Raw genomic sequence first — 14,865 nt, forward strand, 5'->3', positions numbered from 1 at the left:
CGACGTGACACGGGCGCGCAGCGCCCGCCGGCACAATCGGCGGCATGTCCGATGCCCCCACCTCCGACGGCCGCCCGGATGGCGCCACCCCCGATGCCGCCGACGGTGCCGGGCTTCCTGCCTCCGCCCTGGTCTACCCCTGCGGTGAGCCACCGGCCCCCGGCGCGGTCAAGGAAGTGGCGCCCGGCGTGCTGTGGCTGCGCATGCCGCTGCCGTTCGCGCTGAACCACATCAACCTGTGGGCGATTGCCGACGAAGATGAACAAGGGCCCGGCTGGGCCATCGTCGACACCGGCACGAAGACGCCCGATGTGCTGGCCGCCTGGCGCCAACTGATCGCCGACGACGGCCCGCTGGCGGCCACGGCCCAGGGCGCACGCATCACCCGCATCTTCTGCACCCACATGCACCCCGACCATGTCGGCATGGCCGGCTGGCTGACGCGCAAGGCCCAGTGCCGGCTGTGGATGACGCGGCTGGAGTACCTGACCTGCCGCACCCTGGCCGCCGACACCGGCCGCGAGGCACCCGACGACGCGATCCGCTTCTACCGCCAGACCGGCTGGCCCGAGGAGGCGCTGGATGTCTACCGCGCCCGCTTCGGCGGCTTCAGCCGCTACCTGCATGCACTGCCCGACAGCTTCCGCCGCATCTCTGACAACGAGCAACTCCGCATCGGCAAGCACACCTGGCGGGTGATCGTCGGCCGCGGCCACTCGCCGGAACATGCCTGCCTGGTCTGCGACGACCTCGGTGTGCTGGTCTCGGGCGACCAGGTGCTGCCGAAGATCTCGTCGAACGTCAGCGTCTTCCCGACCGAGCCGGATGCCGACCCGTTGGGCGACTGGATCGCCTCGCTGACCCACCTGCGCGCCACGCTGGGCGACCAGCTGCTGGTGCTGCCGGCCCATGGCGAGCCGTTCCGCGGCCTGCATGCCCGGCTGGACCGGCTGTCCGCCGGCCACCAGCGCGGCCTGACCCGCCTGCGCCGCAGCCTGGCCGATGCGCCCAAGCGCGCCATCGACGTGTTCGGCGCGCTGTTCGCCCGGCCGATCGACAGCAAGGGCGAGCTGCTGGGCATGGCCACCGGCGAGAGCCTGGCCCACATCAACCACCTGGTGGCCCGCGGCGAGGCGGTGGCCGAGCTGGGCGCCGACGGCGTGCGGCGCTACAGGGCGGTCACGGCGGGCGGCTGAGCCGCCGCCTCGGCGCGCAGCCGCTGCACCAGCGCCTCGGCCGGCATCGGCCGGGCATGCAGCCAGCCCTGCTGCTGGCGGCAGCCCAGGCGCAGCAGCGCTTCTGCCTGCGCGGCGGTCTCCACACCTTCGGCCACCACCCGCAGGCCGAACTCGCGCCCCAGCGCGATGACCGACGCGGCGATCGCGCTGTGACGGCCGCCCAGGGCCACGTCGGTGATGAAGCTGCGGTCGATCTTCAGCTCGTCCAGCGGAAAGCGGTTCAGGTAGTTCAGCGATGAGTAGCCGGTGCCGAAGTCGTCCAGCGCGATCGCGAAGCCCTGGGCCCGCAGCGCACCCAGGCGCTTCACCGCGCGGTCGACATCGGTCATCAGCAGCGATTCGGTCACCTCCAGCACCAGGCTGCCGGGCGGCAGCTGGTGGCGCGCCAGCACCGCCAGCAGCTGGTCGGGCAGGCCGGGGTCGGCAAAGCTGGGCGCGGCCAGGTTCACCGCCACCGGCAGCAGCGGCAGGCCGGCGTCCAGGCGCTGGCGGCTGTCGTGGCAGGCGGCCTCCAGCACCCAGTCGGTGAGCGGCTTGATCAGACCGCACTCTTCGGCCAGCGGGATGAACTGCACCGGGGGTACCAGTCCCTGCACCGGATGCTGCCAGCGCACCAGCGCCTCGACCCCGCTGGTGGCGCCGGTGGCCGCGTCGACCTTGGGCTGGTAGTGCAGCCGCAGCTGGCCATGGCCGATGGCATGGCGCAGGTCGCTCTCGCGCGCCAGGCGGGCGCTGGCGGCCTGGTTCATCGCCTCGTCGAAGAAGCGGTGCTGGCCGCGGCCGGCGGCCTTGGCGCTGTACAGCGCCTGCTCGGCGCAGCGCACCAGGCCATCGGCATCGGTGGCGTCGCGCGGGAACAGCGCGATGCCCAGGCTGGCAGTCAGCACCAGCTCGCGGCCGTCCAGCAGGATGGGCGCCGACAGCGTCCGCAACACCCGCTCGGCCACGCTGGTGGCGGCCTGTGCCTGGTCGACATCGACCAGCAGCAGGTTGAAACTGTTGGCGCCGACCCGGGCCACCACCGATTCACGCAGCGAGCGGCTGCTGACCACCAGGTCGCTGGCGCGGATCGAGGCCATCAGCCGCTCGGCCACCTGGCGCAGCACCGCATCGCCCTCGGCATGGCCGACGGCATCGTTCACCGCCTTGAAGCGGTCGATGTCCAGTTGCAGCAGTGCGCAGCTGCGGTGCAGCCGGGCCGAGCGCTCCAGCGCCGGGGTGCACAGTTCGCGGAAGAAGCGGCCGTTGGGCAGGCCGGTCAGGCTGTCGAAGTGCGCCAGCTGGGTGATGCGGCGCTCGGCCTCGATGCGGTCGGTGATGTCCTGGGTGATGCCTTCCAGCCGCTCGGGCGCGCCGCTGGCATCGCGCAGCACCACCACCTGCTCGAAGACGGTGCGCACCGCGCCGTCGAAGCGCTGCACCTCGAAGCTCATCTGGTAGGGCTGGCCACCCAGGGCCGCGGCCTTGCGGGCCGACAGCACGCGCTGCCGGTCGCCCGGGCAGACACGGCCGGCGAAGCTGCGCGCGGTGGCCGTGGCCACCGCCTCCGGCGGCGCCGCATACACCTGGGCCAGCCCGGGCGAGCAGTGGAACTGCTGGTTGGCCACCACCAGCTCCCAGTGGCCCATGTGGGCGATCTGCTGCGCCCGCTCCAGCCGCTCGCGGGTGCGCTGCGCGCTGGTGATGGCGGCGCTGGCACGCAGTGCATAGCGCACCCGGTGCGACAGCAGCGTCCAGTGGATGGGCTTGGCGATGAAGTCGCTGGCGCCGGCCTCGTAGGCGGCGTCGATCGACACGGTGTCGTTCAGGCCGGTCAGCACCAGCACCGGCAGCAGCGCCCCCTGGGGCAGGGCGCGGATGCGGCGGCAGACCTCGTAGCCGTCGAGGCCGGGCATCACCAGATCGAGCAGCACCAGGTCGATGCCGCCAGCGGCCAGCATGGCCAGCGCAGTGCCGCCGTCATCGGCCTCGGCCACGTCGAAACCGGCCTGGCGCAGGGTGTGCGTGGCCATGGCCCGCATCACCTCGTCGTCGTCGACGATCAGCAGCCGTGCGGTGGCGGCCACGGTGTCGCCGTGCGGGGAGGAATCAGCGCTCAGCATGCAGGGGCGTGGGGCGGCGGAGACAGCGGTTGGGGGGGCCGGCGGGCGGGCTCTGTCCGGCATGTCGGCCCCAGGCTTGCAGGCTTGAGCACCATGCAACGGACTGCGGGGAGGTGCGTGCAGAAACGCACTGCACGTGCCCGCTGATCATCCCTCAGCCTTCGGCCAGCACGCAGCGGTCGACCGGACGCAGCGGGCACGGGCCCAGCCAGCGCAGGCGGCCACCGGCGGCATCGGCCGGCAGCGGAATCCGCCAGACCACCGGCCGCGGCTGGCCGGCCGACAGGCTGTCGAGCAGGCGCCACTGGCTGCTGCCGGCCGGCTGCAGCTGCACCTGGTAGGTGGTGAGCCGGCGCAGCGACCGGGTGCGCACGACCAGCACATCACCCTCGACCGTGGCGGCGGGCGTGTGGGCCCAGGGCCGGGCCAGCGGATCGCCGACGAACAGGCCCTGGCCCGGCCAGGCCACGGACTTCCAGTAGGCCTCCAGCACGGTGGCGCCGCGCAGGTAGTGCTCGATCAGCACCGAGGCGCGGGGGAACTTGTCCGGGTGGTTGCAGGGCTCCTCCACCGTGCCGTAGCTGGCGGTGGCGCCGGCAGCCAGCCAGGCGGTGGCGGTCATCTGGCCCTTGCCGCCGGGCAGGAAGCCGCCGAAGGAGGTGAGGTGGTCGGCCACCGCCCCGGGCAGGAAGCGGTTGCTCGCCAGCTGCGCCAGCCGCGCCGCACCGGTGAAGTAGAACAGCAGGTCGGCCTGGCCGGTCACCTCCTGCGGGCTGGTGGCGGCGCTGGCGTCCAGGTAGCGCAGGGACAGGCCCGGCACGGCGGACCACTGGCTTGGCAGGGCAGGGTAGTCGGTCCAGCGCACGCTGCGGGCGGCATCGGCGGTGCGCACCAGCCAGCCGGTGCCGGTGGGCACGCTGCCCTCGGCGGCCAGGCCGCGCGCGATCAGCGCCTGGGCCTGTTCCAGCGTGGCCGCGCCCAGCATCATGGCCGGGCGCAGGCGCAGGTCGGTCCAGGGCCGGGTGGTGTCGGTGTCGAAATAAGCCGAGGCCTGGGTGCGTGCGCAGCCACCGCACAGCACCGGGTTGTAGCCGAAGGCCAGGGCGCTGGTGATGCCCATGGCGCAGCCGGCGCCCTGCACCCTGGAAGGCTGGGTCCAGGTGACCAGGCTGGCCTGCACGCCGGCGGGCATCTGGGCGTCGATGGCGGTCTTCAGCGTGGCGAAGTCGCTGTCGCTGATGCTGTCGCTGCCGGTGGGCACCGGCACGCGGATGATGTTGGCCGCCGGGATGCCGCGCGCCTGCTGGTAGGCCAGGGCCACGGCCTCGCTCAGCGCATCGCCCTCGGCCACCAGCACCGCCAGGTCGACGGCCTGCAGGCTGGCGCGTGGCAGGGTCAGTGTCAGCAGCGCCGTGCCTGCCGCGTCCGCGACCGGCGACAGGGTGCCCAGCAGCGCGGCGGCCAGCGCCGACCACCAGGGACGGTCACGCGCGGTGCGGCGGCGGCAGGCGGCAACAGGGGGCATGCCCTGGTTGTACACCGCGCACCACCAGCCCCCGGGACGCGGGATACCGGCACAGCCCCGACCCGCGAATACTGTCACGAGGTAAAGTGTGGGAGTGCATGATGGTGAAGATGTTTGGGCGGTGGCTGGTGGCCGGTGCCGTCTTGTCGTCCGTCTCGATGGCGGTGCAGGCCGGCACGCAGACCTTCGAGGTCAAGGCAAACGCCAACAGCCTGGCGACGACCGCGCGCGATGCCGTGCCGCTGAACACCGGGATCACGCTGAACCTCGGCGACGCGCTGGCCATCTCAGCCACCGGCCTGTGGGATGGCGGCGGCTGCGGGATCTTCGATGCCAATGGCACCACCTGCTACGGCAACGACCCGATCACGGGCATCAACTACTTCTCGCTCATCGGCAAGATCGGCGCTGACGCCTTGGCCGACAACACCTGGTTCAAGGTGGGCACCAGCTACAGCGGCGTGGCAGCCAGCGCCGGCACCCTCTACCTGGCCTTTCTGGACACGGATTCGTTCAACAACAGTGGCTTCGTGACGGCGTCGGTGACGGCCGTGCCGGAGGCGGCCAGCTGGGCGCTGATGCTGGCCGGCCTGGCTGGCGTGACGGCCGTGCGCCAGGTGCGCCGGCGCCAGCGCGCCTGAGGCCGCAGCCCGCGCAGCGCAGGCTGCGCCGCAGCGGTGTCGCCGCGGATCGTACGATCCGGGCATGGCCACACCGCAACTCTGCCGATCACCGCCGCACCTGCGGCCCGCTGGGCCATGACCCAGCACACCGTCGCCATCCAGCAGGTGCGCCTGATCCTGCAGGGCGCACGCCACCAGGGCCGGCCGGTTGCGCCGCTGCTGCAGCGCGCGGGCATTCCTCCGGCGCTGCTGGAGTCGCCGCTGGCCCGCGTCTCGCAGGCGCAGTACGCGCTGCTGATCCGGGTGCTGCGCCGCCAGCTGCGTGACGAGCTGTGGGGCCTGTGCAGCCAGCCGCTGCCGGTGGGCAGCTTCGGCCACTGCGCCAGCCAGCTGGTGCGCTGCCAGACGCTGGACGAGGCGCTGCGCCTGGGTTTTCGCCGCTACCACGGCCTGCTGGCCGACTTCGTGCCGCGGCTGGTGGTGCAGGGCGACACCGCCCGGGTGCAGCTGCTGCGCCGCCTGCCCTGGAACCCGCGGCTGGACTATGCGCAGAAGGCCTTTCTGCTGTTCGCCTTCGGCCTGGCCTGCTGGTTGGTGGCGCGCCGGGTGCCGGTGCTGCGGGTCGACTACACCGAGACAGCGCCGCGCAGCGACAGCTCGCGTGTCTACCAGGCACCGATCCGACCCGACCAGGCCCATGTCGGCCTGCATTTCGAATCCCGCTGGCTGGAGCTGCCGGTGGTGCAGAACCCGCAGAGCCTGCGGGAGTTCCTGGCCGGGTCGCCCGCCAACCTGCTGATCAAGTACCGCGACGCGGCCAGCCTGTCCGAGCGCATCCGCCGGCTGCTGCACCGCCGGCTGGATGCCGCCGACCTGTCGCTGGAAGCGGTGGGCGAGGCGATCGCCGTGTCGCCGCAGACCCTGCGACGCCGGCTGCGCGAGGAGGGCCACGGCTTCCAGGCGCTGAAGGACGCGCTGCGCCGCGACGCCGCCATCGCCCACCTGGCCCGGCCCGAGCTGACGCTGCCCGAGATCGCCCAGCGGCTGGGCTTCTCCGAGGCCAGCACCTTCCACCGCGCTTTCAAGAAATGGACCGGCGTGGCGCCCGGTGAGTACCGCCTGACCCGCATGGCCGCCGCCGCCCCCTCGCCCGGCAGCCCGCCACCGCCTGCCCCCGCCACCACCGGATCCCCATGAAAAGCGCCCTGTTCGTCGACTTCGACAATGTCTTCACCCAGCTGCGGGCGCTGCAGCCGGCTGCCGCCGAACGCTTTGCCCGCCAGCCGGTGGAATGGATGCGCTGGCTGGCCGAGCGGCTGGAGATCCCCGACGGCCATGCCGACCCCGCCGCGCGGCGGCGGGTGCTGGTGCGCCGCTGCTACCTCAACCCCAACTGGTACCAGCAGTACCGCCATGCCTTCCTGCGTGCGGGGTTCGAGATCGTCGACTGCCCGCCGGTGACCAGCCAGGGCAAGACCAGCACCGACATCCACATGGTGCTCGACATCATCGAGCTGCTGCAGCACGAGACCCGCTACGACGAGTTCATCGTGCTGTCGGCCGATGCCGACTTCACCCCGGTGCTGCGCAAGCTGCGCCGCTACGACCGCCGCACCTCGGTGCTGGCCATCGGCTTCCCGTCGGCGGCCTACCAGGCCAGCGCCGACCTGCTGATCGACGAGCGGCAGTTCATCGAGCAGGCCCTGGGTCTGGCCGCCGAGGGTGCGGACCACGGCGAGCACACCGAGACCGCACCCACGCCCGGCACGCCGCAGGCCGCCGTGGCCCATGCCGCGGCGCCGGCCGAGCCCGCGGCACCACCGCCGCCACCGCTGGCGCCGGCGCAGCTGGCCGACATCGCCCGGCGCATCGAGGCGGCGGTGGCGCAGTCGGCACACCCGGTGCCGGCCGGGCCGCTGGCGCTGCGGCTGCGCCAGGTCCACGGCCCGGCGCTGGACAACTGGAACGGCCATGGCCTGTTCAAGCCCTTCTTCCGCTCGCTGGGGCTGGACCGGCTGGTGTGGCTCAGCGGCTCGGGCGGGCGCATTGCCGACCCCGACCGCCATGCCAGCGGCCTGGCCGCACCGGCCGAAGCCGAGGCACCGGCTGCCGAGGCCCTGGCCGCGCCGCCTGGTCCCCATGACGCGGCCGACACCGTGGCCGACACGGCCGACACCGTGCCCGCCGCGCTGGCCGACGGGCCTGATGCCGCTGCGCCGGCCGACCCTGCGTGGGCCGGGCATGCGCTGCTGCTGCCGCTGGCGCGCGAGATCAGCCAGCTCACCGGCGCGCCGCTGCTGCCGCCGCCGGTGGTGCGCGCGGTGCTGGATGCCCTGTGCGCCGACCTGGCCCAGCGGCCCTACGAGCCCACCGAGACCGCCCGCCGGGTGCGCAGCGCCTGCCTGGCGCGCACGCCGGCCATCGACGTGTCGCTGCGCGACGTGGTCTTCCTGCTGCGCGGCATGCAGCTCAATGGCCATGTCTTCGGCCGCGGGCTGGACGATGTGGCCACGCTGGCCCAGCGGCTGACCAACCAGATGCTGTTCCTGTGCCAGCGTGAACAGCTGCCGCTGCCGCCCGACGGCCTCGCCCTGCTGCGGCAGTGGATGGCGGCTGACGGCTGATGGACCACGAACTCACGCTGATCACCACCGTGGCCGCCGGCTTCGGCCTGGCGCTGGTCTTCGGCGTGCTGGCCGAGCGGCTGCGGGTGCCCGCTCTGGTGGGCTATCTGCTGGCCGGCATCGCCATCGGCCCGGCCACGCCGGGTTTCGTGGCCGACATCGACATCGCCTCGCAGCTGGCCGAGATCGGCGTGATGCTGCTGATGTTCGGCGTCGGCCTGCACTTCTCGCTGGCCGACCTGATGGCGGTCAAGCGCATCGCCGTGCCCGGGGCGGTGGTGCAGATGGGCATCGCCACCGGCCTGGGCATGGCGCTGGCCTGGGCCTGGGGCTGGGGCGGCGGCGCGGGGCTGGTGTTCGGGCTGTCGCTGTCGTGTGCCAGCACCGTGGTGCTGCTCAAGGCACTGGAGAGCCGCCGCCTGCTGGAGACGATGAATGGCCGCATCGCCGTGGGCTGGCTGGTGGTGGAAGACCTGGCCACGGTGGTGATGCTGGTGCTGCTGCCGCCGCTGGCCGGCGTGCTGGGCGGCACCGCCGTGGCCAACCCCGAGGGCCACCCACTGTGGCGCACCATCGCCCAGACGCTGCTGCAGGTGGGCGCCTTCGTGGCCATCATGCTGGTGGCCGGCCGCCGGGTGCTGCCCTGGCTGCTGTGGCAGGTGGCACGCACCGGCTCGCGCGAGCTGTTCACGCTGGGCGTGGTGGCCGCGGCAATCGGCATCGCCTACGGTGCATCGGCGCTGTTCGGCGTCTCGTTCGCGCTGGGCGCCTTCTTCGCCGGCATGGTGATGCGGGAATCGGCCTACAGCCAGCGGGCGGCCGAGGAGTCGCTGCCGCTGCGCGATGCCTTCGCGGTGCTGTTCTTCGTCTCGGTGGGCATGCTGTTCGAGCCGGTGGTGCTGGTCGATGCGCCGCTGCGGGTGCTGGCGGTGGTGGCCATCGTCGTGGTGGGCAAGAGCCTGGCCGCGGCCGGCCTGGTGCTGCTGCTGCGCTACCCGCTGAACACCGCGCTGACGGTGGCCGCCAGCCTGGGCCAGATCGGCGAGTTCTCCTTCATCCTGGCCGGCATGGGCCTGGCGCTGGGGCTGCTGCCGCCGGAGGGCATGAGCCTGGTGCTGGCCGGCGCCCTGATCTCGATCGCCATCAACCCGCTGGTGTTCACCGCGGTGGCACCGTTCAGCCGATGGGTGCTGCGGCATTCGGCGGCCGCGCGCCGGCTGGAGCAGCGCGACGACCCGTTGGCCGCGCTGCCGATGGACACCGGCCGGCAGTACCTGCAGGGCCAGGTGGTGCTGGTGGGCCATGGCCGGGTGGGCGCACGCATCGCGCGGGCGCTGCAGCGGCGCGGCATCCCGCATGTGGTGGTCGACCAGAACCGCGAGCTGGTGGACAGTCTGCGCCGCAGCGGGCAGGCCGCCGTCAGCGGCGACGCGACCGACCCCACGGTGCTGGTGCAGGCCCACATCGCCCATGCTGCGCTGCTGGTGGTGGCCACCGGCGACAGCCTGGGCCTGCGCCAGATGGTGGACACCGCCCGCACGCTGAACCCCGCCATCGAGGTGGTGCTGCGGGCCCACAGCGATGCCGAATGCGACCTGCTGCGGCAGGCGATCCCGGGCACGGTGTTCTTCGGCGAGGATGAGCTCGCCAAGGGCATGGCCGGCCATGTGCTGGCCCGCTTCAACCGGCCGGCGGCGGACGCGGAGGCCGCGGCTTGAGCCTGCAGCGCCTGGGGTTGGCAGTGCAGACGGCGTGGCACGTCAGCGACCGGCGGCTGAATGGCGCGCTGGTCGTGTCGCTGCTGCTGCATGGGCTGCTGCTGGGCCTGGTGGTGGACGGCGACGGCACCGGCCTGCCGGGCTTCAGCCTGCCCTGGCAGGAGCGCCGGGGCGAACTGCCGGACCTGCGGGTGGCGCTGCGGCCGGCACCGGCCGCTGCGGCCGACCCGACAGGGCCGGTGGCCGCGGACCGGGCCGTCGGGACGATCCCGGCGCCCGTCCCGGTGTTCATCCCGGAGGTCACGCCGACGCCGCCACCCGAGGCGGCCCCAGCGGCCGCCACGCCCGAGACGCCGGAGCCTGTCGCGACCGCCACAGCCGCCGCGCCACCGCCCGAGGCCGCCGGGACACCGCAGACCGCGCCGGCCGCACCGCCACCCGCCATGGCGGTGGTGGAACTGCCGGCCGAACCCGCCACAGCCCCACCGGCCACACCGGCAGCGGAACCCGCGCCGGTGGTGATCGCGATGCCTCCGCCGCGGGACGACCTGCCCGCACTGCCGGTGGTGGCCGCCTCGGCGCCGACCTTGGCGGCATCGGCAGCGCCGGCCGCCGACACCGCGGCGCAGGCCCTGGCGGCCGCCGAGGCCCGCGCGGCCGCGGAGGCGCAGGCGCGCCAGGCCGCACGCGAGGCTGCACTGGAGGCCGCGCGCGAAGAAGCGGCGCGTGCCGAAGCCGCCAGGGTGGAAGCGGCGAAGGTCGAGGCAGCCCGGGCCGAGGCTGCGCGCCTGGAGGCAGCGCGGGCGGAGGCGACACGCGTGGAAGCTGCGCGCCAGGAAGCCGCGCGCGCCGAAGCGGCCCGGCAGGACGCTGCACGCGCCGAAGCCAGCCGGCTGGAGCGCGAGCGCGCTGCAGCCGCGCAGCAGGCCCGCGAACGGCTGGCGGCCGAACAGGCCGAGCGGCAGCGGCTGGAGGCAGAGCGCGCACGCCTGGAGGCCGAACGCACAGCCGCCGCCGCGCGCGCCGCGGCGGCCAGCCAGGCCGCGGCACGGCAGCAGGCCGAGCGTCTGGAAGCCGAACGCCTGGCGTCGCAGCGCGCTGAGGTGGCCCGGCTGGAAGCAGCCCGCATCGAGGCCGAGCGGCTGGCCGCAGCGCAGGACACGGCGCGCGCTGCGGCGGCCATGGCGCAGGCCGCCCAGGCTGCACAAGCAGCACAAGCAGCACAAGCAGTACAACAGGCGCAATCCGCGCAGGCAGCCCAAGCAGCCCAAGCAGCCCAAGCAGCACGCGCCGCGTCGGCCGCCGAGGCCGAGGCCCGGCGCGAGGCGCGGCTGCGCGCCATCGGGCGCCAGCTGGACGAAGAAGCGGCCCGGCGCGATGCCGCGGCCGCCGCCACGGCGCTGCCATCACGCGGGCCGCCGTCGGCCAGCAGCTTGCGCCGTGGCCGCCTGTTCGGCCGCGTCGATGCCAACACCGAACTGGTGCACTATGCGGAGGCCTGGGCCCGCCGCATCCAGCTGAACCAGAACTTCGAGCCACTGCGCGAGCTGGTGCGGCGTCGGCACACCCAGCCGATGGTGACGGTGGCCATCCGGGCCGACGGTTCGGTGGAATCGGTGCGCTTCGTCACCTCCAGCGGCGTGCCCGAGCTGGACCAGGCGGTGCAGCGCATCGTCGAGGGCCTGGCGCCCTACCAGCCGTTCCAGCCGGCACTGGCGCGCGAGTTCGACGTGGTCGAGATCCGCCGCACCTGGCACTTCGACGGCGCGGTGCGGCTGTACTGAGCTGGCGGCCGGTCAGGCGGTGAAGGCGGCCGACACCCGGCCCAGCAGGCCGAAATCCGCCCACACGCGGTCGCCGGGCGCGATGGCCAGCGGCGGCATGCAGGTGCCGGTGGTGACGAACTGGCCAGCCGCCAGGCCCAGGCCGCGCTGGCGCAGGTCGTTGACCAGCCAGGCCAGCGCCAGCCGCGGATCGCCCAGCACCGCGGCGCCGCTGCCCTCGCGCAGCAGCTGCTGCCCACCGGCCTGGTCGACGGTGGCCTGCACCGCATGGCGGCTCAGGTCCAGCGCCCGCCAGTCGGCCGCCGTGGCGGGGCCCAGCACGAACTGGTGGGCGCAGGCATCGTCGGCCAGCAGCTGTGCCTCACCGGCGGTGACGAAGTCGGTGAAGCGGGAGTCCGGCACCTCGATGCCGGTGTGCAGCGCGGCCACGGCGGTCAGCACGTCATCCACGGTGTAGGGCTCGCCGCGTGGCGGCAGGTCCGCGCCGAACCGGAACACGAACTCCGGCTCGGCCACCCGCATGCCGTTGCCGGTGAGCGACCAGCTGGCGCCGTCCCCCGCCACGGTGGCCGCCAGTAGCCGGCCGGCCAGCGGCCCGCCGACGCCGATGTGGACCTGGCCGGCGCTGCTGGTGGCGGCGATCTTCCAGCCGGCCACGGCATCCCCAGCCACCACCGGCAGCTGCGCCTGGATCGCGTGGCCGGCGTCGGCATCGGCCGGCCGCAGCCCAGCGGGCAGGGCAGTCAGCTTGCTGCCGGCCTGGCGGTGCTGCCACAGCAGCGCGGCGGCCTGGGCGGCGGTGGCGGGCGCCATGCTGGACGCCATCAGCGCGCCACCATGCCGCCGTCCACCGCCAGCGCCTGGCCGGTGACGAAACTGGCTGCCGGCGAGCACAGCCAGACCGCGGTGGCGGCGATCTCGGCCGGTTCGGCGATGCGGCCCATTGGATGCAGGTTGTCGATGAAGGCGGCGCGCTCGGGCCGCTGCGCCACGGCGCGTTCGGTCATCGCCGTGCGCACCACGCCCGGGCAGACGGCGTTGACGCGGATGTTGCGCTTGGCATATTCCAGCGCCGCGGCCTTGGTCAGGCCCACCACGCCGTGCTTGCTGGCGGTGTAGGCCGGCATTGTGGCCGCACCCACCAGGCCGGCCACCGAGGCGGTGTTGACGATGGCGCCGCCATCGCCCTGGGCCAGCATCTGGCGGATCTGGTGCTTCATGCACAGGAACACGCCGCGCAGGTTGACGGCGATGGTGCGGTCGAACAGGTCCTCATCGGCATCGGCCGTGGCCACGCCTTCCAGCTCGACGCCGGCGTTGTTGAACGCCGCATCCAGCCGACCGAACTGGGCCACCGCCGCGGCCACCATGGCCTGCACGCTGGCGCTGTCGGTCACGTCGACCTGCACGCCCACCGCCTGGGCACCGGCAGCCCGGGCGGCTGCCGCCGCGGCTTCAGCGCCTGCGCCGTCCAGATCGGCTGCCACCACCCGCGCGCCGGCCTGCGCAAAGGCCAGCACCGCCGCACCGCCAATGCCACCGGCCGCGCCGGTGACGATCACCACCGGGCCGGCCATCAGCGCACCGGCTTGATGCGGTAGAGGCCATTGTTGCGGTCGGCGCTCAGGTAGATGCTGCCATCCGCCCCCACGGCCACGCCGGTGGGCACGTAGGGCGGCGGCAGGCCGGGGCCGGCGCTCAGGCCGATGGGCAGGTTCTCGGCGATGGTGCGGCGCTGGTTGGCGGCCAGGTCCAGCTCGGTCAGCCGGCCGGCGGCGGCTTCAGCGACCACCAGCGTGCCCCAGGGGGTGAAGGCCAGGCCCTCGGGCAGGGCCAGGCCGGTGGCCACCTGGGTCTTGGCGCCGGTCTTGGGATCGATGCGCTGGATGCTGCCGGCTGCCTCGGTCACATACAGCTGGCCATCGGGCCCCAGCACCATCTGCACCGGGCCGCCCAGGCCGCTGGCCAGCGGCGTGCGGTCGACGAAGTTGGCGCCGCTGGCGCGGGTGATGCTGCCGGTGGCGATCTCGGCCACCAGCAGGCTGCCGTCGTCCATCGGGATGGCGTCGTACGGCGCCTTGAAGCCATGCAGCATGGCCATGGTCTTGCCGCTGGCGCGGTCGATCAGCTGCACCGTGCCGGTGAACCACGACGACAAGGCCATGGTCTTGCTGCCCAGCCCCACGGCGAACGGGTATTCCATGTCGCCGTCGACGGCGTGCATGCGCTTGACATCGGTCACCGCGCCGCTGCCCAGGTCGACCTTGCGCAAGGTGAAGATGTCGGCCACCCACAGGCTGTTGCCGTCCACCTTGATGCCACCGGGCACCGCCAGCGCGCCGCGGGTGAGCTGGCGCACCGCGCCGGTGGCCGGGTTGACGGCCTGGATGCCGTTGTCGGCCATGTTCGACACGTAGACCGTGCCGTCGGGCGCGATGGCCAGGTTGTCCAGGGCACTCGACAACCTGGCCACGGTCTGGCGGGCGCCGCTGTCCAGCGCCACCTTGGACAGCTCGCCGGTGGCGGTGTCGATCACCCAGACATTGCCCTTGCCGTCCAGGTTGGCCGCGGCCGGCGTCTCGAAGCTGGCGCTGATCACGCTGACCGCGCCGTCCTTGGGATCGACCCGCACCACGCTGCGCTTGAACCACAGCGGGCCGTAGATCATGCCGTCGGGGCCGACTTCGAAGCCGTTCAGGCCACCCAGGTCCTTGGCGATCAGGCGTGGCGGCTGGGCGCCGCTCGGGTCCAGCTCCCACAGCGCATCGCCCAGGAACACCTGGGTGGCGTAGAGCTTGCCGTTGCGCGGGTCGAAGTTCAGCGAATTGAGGCCCGGCAGACCCGAGGCGATGACCCGCGCTGGCTGCTGGTCGTTGTCGCGGATGCGCACCGATCCCTGCAAGTAGTTGGTCCAGGCCATGGCGCCGTTCGGGGCGATGGCGATGTCGTCGGCCTGGCCATCGGGCCCGCCGACCAGGATCTTGGCCGCGCCGGTGTTGCGGTCGACCTCCCAGATCGCATTGCCCACCACGCTGCCGGCCAGCAGCCGGCCCTGCTTGTCGACCGCCAGGCCATGCACGCCGGTGAAGCTGGACGGCGCCACCAATGGCTGCGGCGCAGCCCAACTGGCCGGCTTGCCGGGGCCCATGCCGGCACAGGCCGACAGCAGCAGGGCGGTGGCGGCGGCCAGGGTGGTGAGCAGGCGGCGCGGCGCAGGGGAGGTGGGCAGCGGCATGGCGGTCTCCTTCAGG

The 14,865-nt window shown here is 73.4% G+C and carries 11 protein-coding genes; 6 read left to right on the forward strand and 5 right to left on the reverse strand.

The window, feature by feature from the left end:
- Positions 1 to 44: 44 nt before the first annotated feature.
- The gene (locus FFT10_RS01355; protein WP_137730967.1) at positions 45 to 1,196 is read left to right on the forward strand and encodes an MBL fold metallo-hydrolase; all 1,152 of its coding nucleotides are present in this window, start codon (positions 45 to 47) and stop codon (positions 1,194 to 1,196) included.
- Here FFT10_RS01355 and FFT10_RS01360 read toward each other — a convergent pair.
- Positions 1,169 to 3,304, reverse strand: a complete 2,136-nt coding sequence (locus tag FFT10_RS01360; protein ID WP_162520668.1) for a putative bifunctional diguanylate cyclase/phosphodiesterase — start codon at positions 3,302 to 3,304, stop codon at positions 1,169 to 1,171. The genes FFT10_RS01355 and FFT10_RS01360 overlap by 28 nt on opposite strands.
- Positions 3,305 to 3,494: 190 nt before the next feature.
- Positions 3,495 to 4,865 (reverse strand): TIGR03790 family protein, encoded by a 1,371-nt coding sequence (locus FFT10_RS01365; RefSeq protein ID WP_137730969.1) that lies wholly within the window; start codon positions 4,863 to 4,865, stop codon positions 3,495 to 3,497.
- Between the two features lie 110 nt (positions 4,866 to 4,975).
- On the opposite strand from FFT10_RS01365, the gene FFT10_RS01370 reads away from it, so the two are divergent.
- The 5 genes from FFT10_RS01370 (at position 4,976) to FFT10_RS01390 (ending at position 11,614) form a co-directional block, all read left to right on the forward strand.
- Positions 4,976 to 5,506 carry a PEP-CTERM sorting domain-containing protein gene (locus FFT10_RS01370; RefSeq protein ID WP_162520669.1) on the forward strand — a complete coding sequence of 177 codons (531 nt, stop codon included), beginning with the start codon at positions 4,976 to 4,978 and terminating at the stop codon, positions 5,504 to 5,506.
- 117 nt (positions 5,507 to 5,623) lie between these two features.
- Positions 5,624 to 6,685, forward strand: coding sequence for an AraC family transcriptional regulator (locus FFT10_RS01375; RefSeq protein ID WP_137730971.1), 1,062 nt, complete (start codon positions 5,624 to 5,626; stop codon positions 6,683 to 6,685).
- A complete protein-coding gene (locus FFT10_RS01380; protein ID WP_137730972.1) occupies positions 6,682 to 8,112 on the forward strand; it encodes an NYN domain-containing protein in 1,431 nt (476 codons plus the stop codon). The genes FFT10_RS01375 and FFT10_RS01380 overlap by 4 nt, the downstream gene beginning before the upstream one ends.
- Positions 8,112 to 9,830, forward strand: coding sequence for a cation:proton antiporter (locus FFT10_RS01385; protein ID WP_137730973.1), 1,719 nt, complete (start codon positions 8,112 to 8,114; stop codon positions 9,828 to 9,830). The genes FFT10_RS01380 and FFT10_RS01385 overlap by 1 nt, the downstream gene beginning before the upstream one ends.
- A complete protein-coding gene (locus FFT10_RS01390; protein WP_137730974.1) occupies positions 9,827 to 11,614 on the forward strand; it encodes an energy transducer TonB in 1,788 nt (595 codons plus the stop codon). Before FFT10_RS01385 ends, FFT10_RS01390 begins: the two co-directional genes overlap by 4 nt.
- A gap of 12 nt (positions 11,615 to 11,626) precedes the next feature.
- On the opposite strand, the gene FFT10_RS01395 is transcribed toward FFT10_RS01390, so the two are convergent.
- Genes FFT10_RS01395 through FFT10_RS01405 form a run of 3 tightly spaced genes read right to left on the reverse strand, consistent with a single transcriptional unit; the run spans position 11,627 to position 14,849 of the window.
- Complete coding sequence (locus tag FFT10_RS01395) at positions 11,627 to 12,427, reverse strand: 2-keto-4-pentenoate hydratase (protein WP_137730975.1); 801 nt, start codon at positions 12,425 to 12,427, stop codon at positions 11,627 to 11,629.
- A gap of 11 nt (positions 12,428 to 12,438) precedes the next feature.
- The gene (locus tag FFT10_RS01400; RefSeq protein ID WP_137730976.1) at positions 12,439 to 13,191 is read right to left on the reverse strand and encodes a glucose 1-dehydrogenase; all 753 of its coding nucleotides are present in this window, start codon (positions 13,189 to 13,191) and stop codon (positions 12,439 to 12,441) included.
- Positions 13,191 to 14,849, reverse strand: a complete 1,659-nt coding sequence (locus FFT10_RS01405) for a Vgb family protein (protein WP_137730977.1) — start codon at positions 14,847 to 14,849, stop codon at positions 13,191 to 13,193. The genes FFT10_RS01400 and FFT10_RS01405 overlap by 1 nt, the downstream gene beginning before the upstream one ends.
- Positions 14,850 to 14,865: the final 16 nt, after the last annotated feature.

Source organism: Pseudaquabacterium pictum (assembly GCF_005403045.1).
Lineage (GTDB): Bacteria > Pseudomonadota > Gammaproteobacteria > Burkholderiales > Burkholderiaceae_C > Pseudaquabacterium > Pseudaquabacterium pictum.

Coding starts and splice junctions, on each gene's coding strand:
- FFT10_RS01355 (WP_137730967.1), top strand. CDS start 45: ATGTCCGATGCCCCCACCTCCGACGGCCGCCCGGATGGCGCCACCCCC.
- FFT10_RS01365 (WP_137730969.1), bottom strand. CDS start 4,865: ATGCCCCCTGTTGCCGCCTGCCGCCGCCGCACCGCGCGTGACCGTCCC.
- FFT10_RS01370 (WP_162520669.1), top strand. CDS start 4,976: ATGTTTGGGCGGTGGCTGGTGGCCGGTGCCGTCTTGTCGTCCGTCTCG.
- FFT10_RS01375 (WP_137730971.1), top strand. CDS start 5,624: ATGACCCAGCACACCGTCGCCATCCAGCAGGTGCGCCTGATCCTGCAG.
- FFT10_RS01380 (WP_137730972.1), top strand. CDS start 6,682: ATGAAAAGCGCCCTGTTCGTCGACTTCGACAATGTCTTCACCCAGCTG.
- FFT10_RS01385 (WP_137730973.1), top strand. CDS start 8,112: ATGGACCACGAACTCACGCTGATCACCACCGTGGCCGCCGGCTTCGGC.
- FFT10_RS01395 (WP_137730975.1), bottom strand. CDS start 12,427: ATGGCGCCCGCCACCGCCGCCCAGGCCGCCGCGCTGCTGTGGCAGCAC.
- FFT10_RS01400 (WP_137730976.1), bottom strand. CDS start 13,191: ATGGCCGGCCCGGTGGTGATCGTCACCGGCGCGGCCGGTGGCATTGGC.
- FFT10_RS01405 (WP_137730977.1), bottom strand. CDS start 14,849: ATGCCGCTGCCCACCTCCCCTGCGCCGCGCCGCCTGCTCACCACCCTG.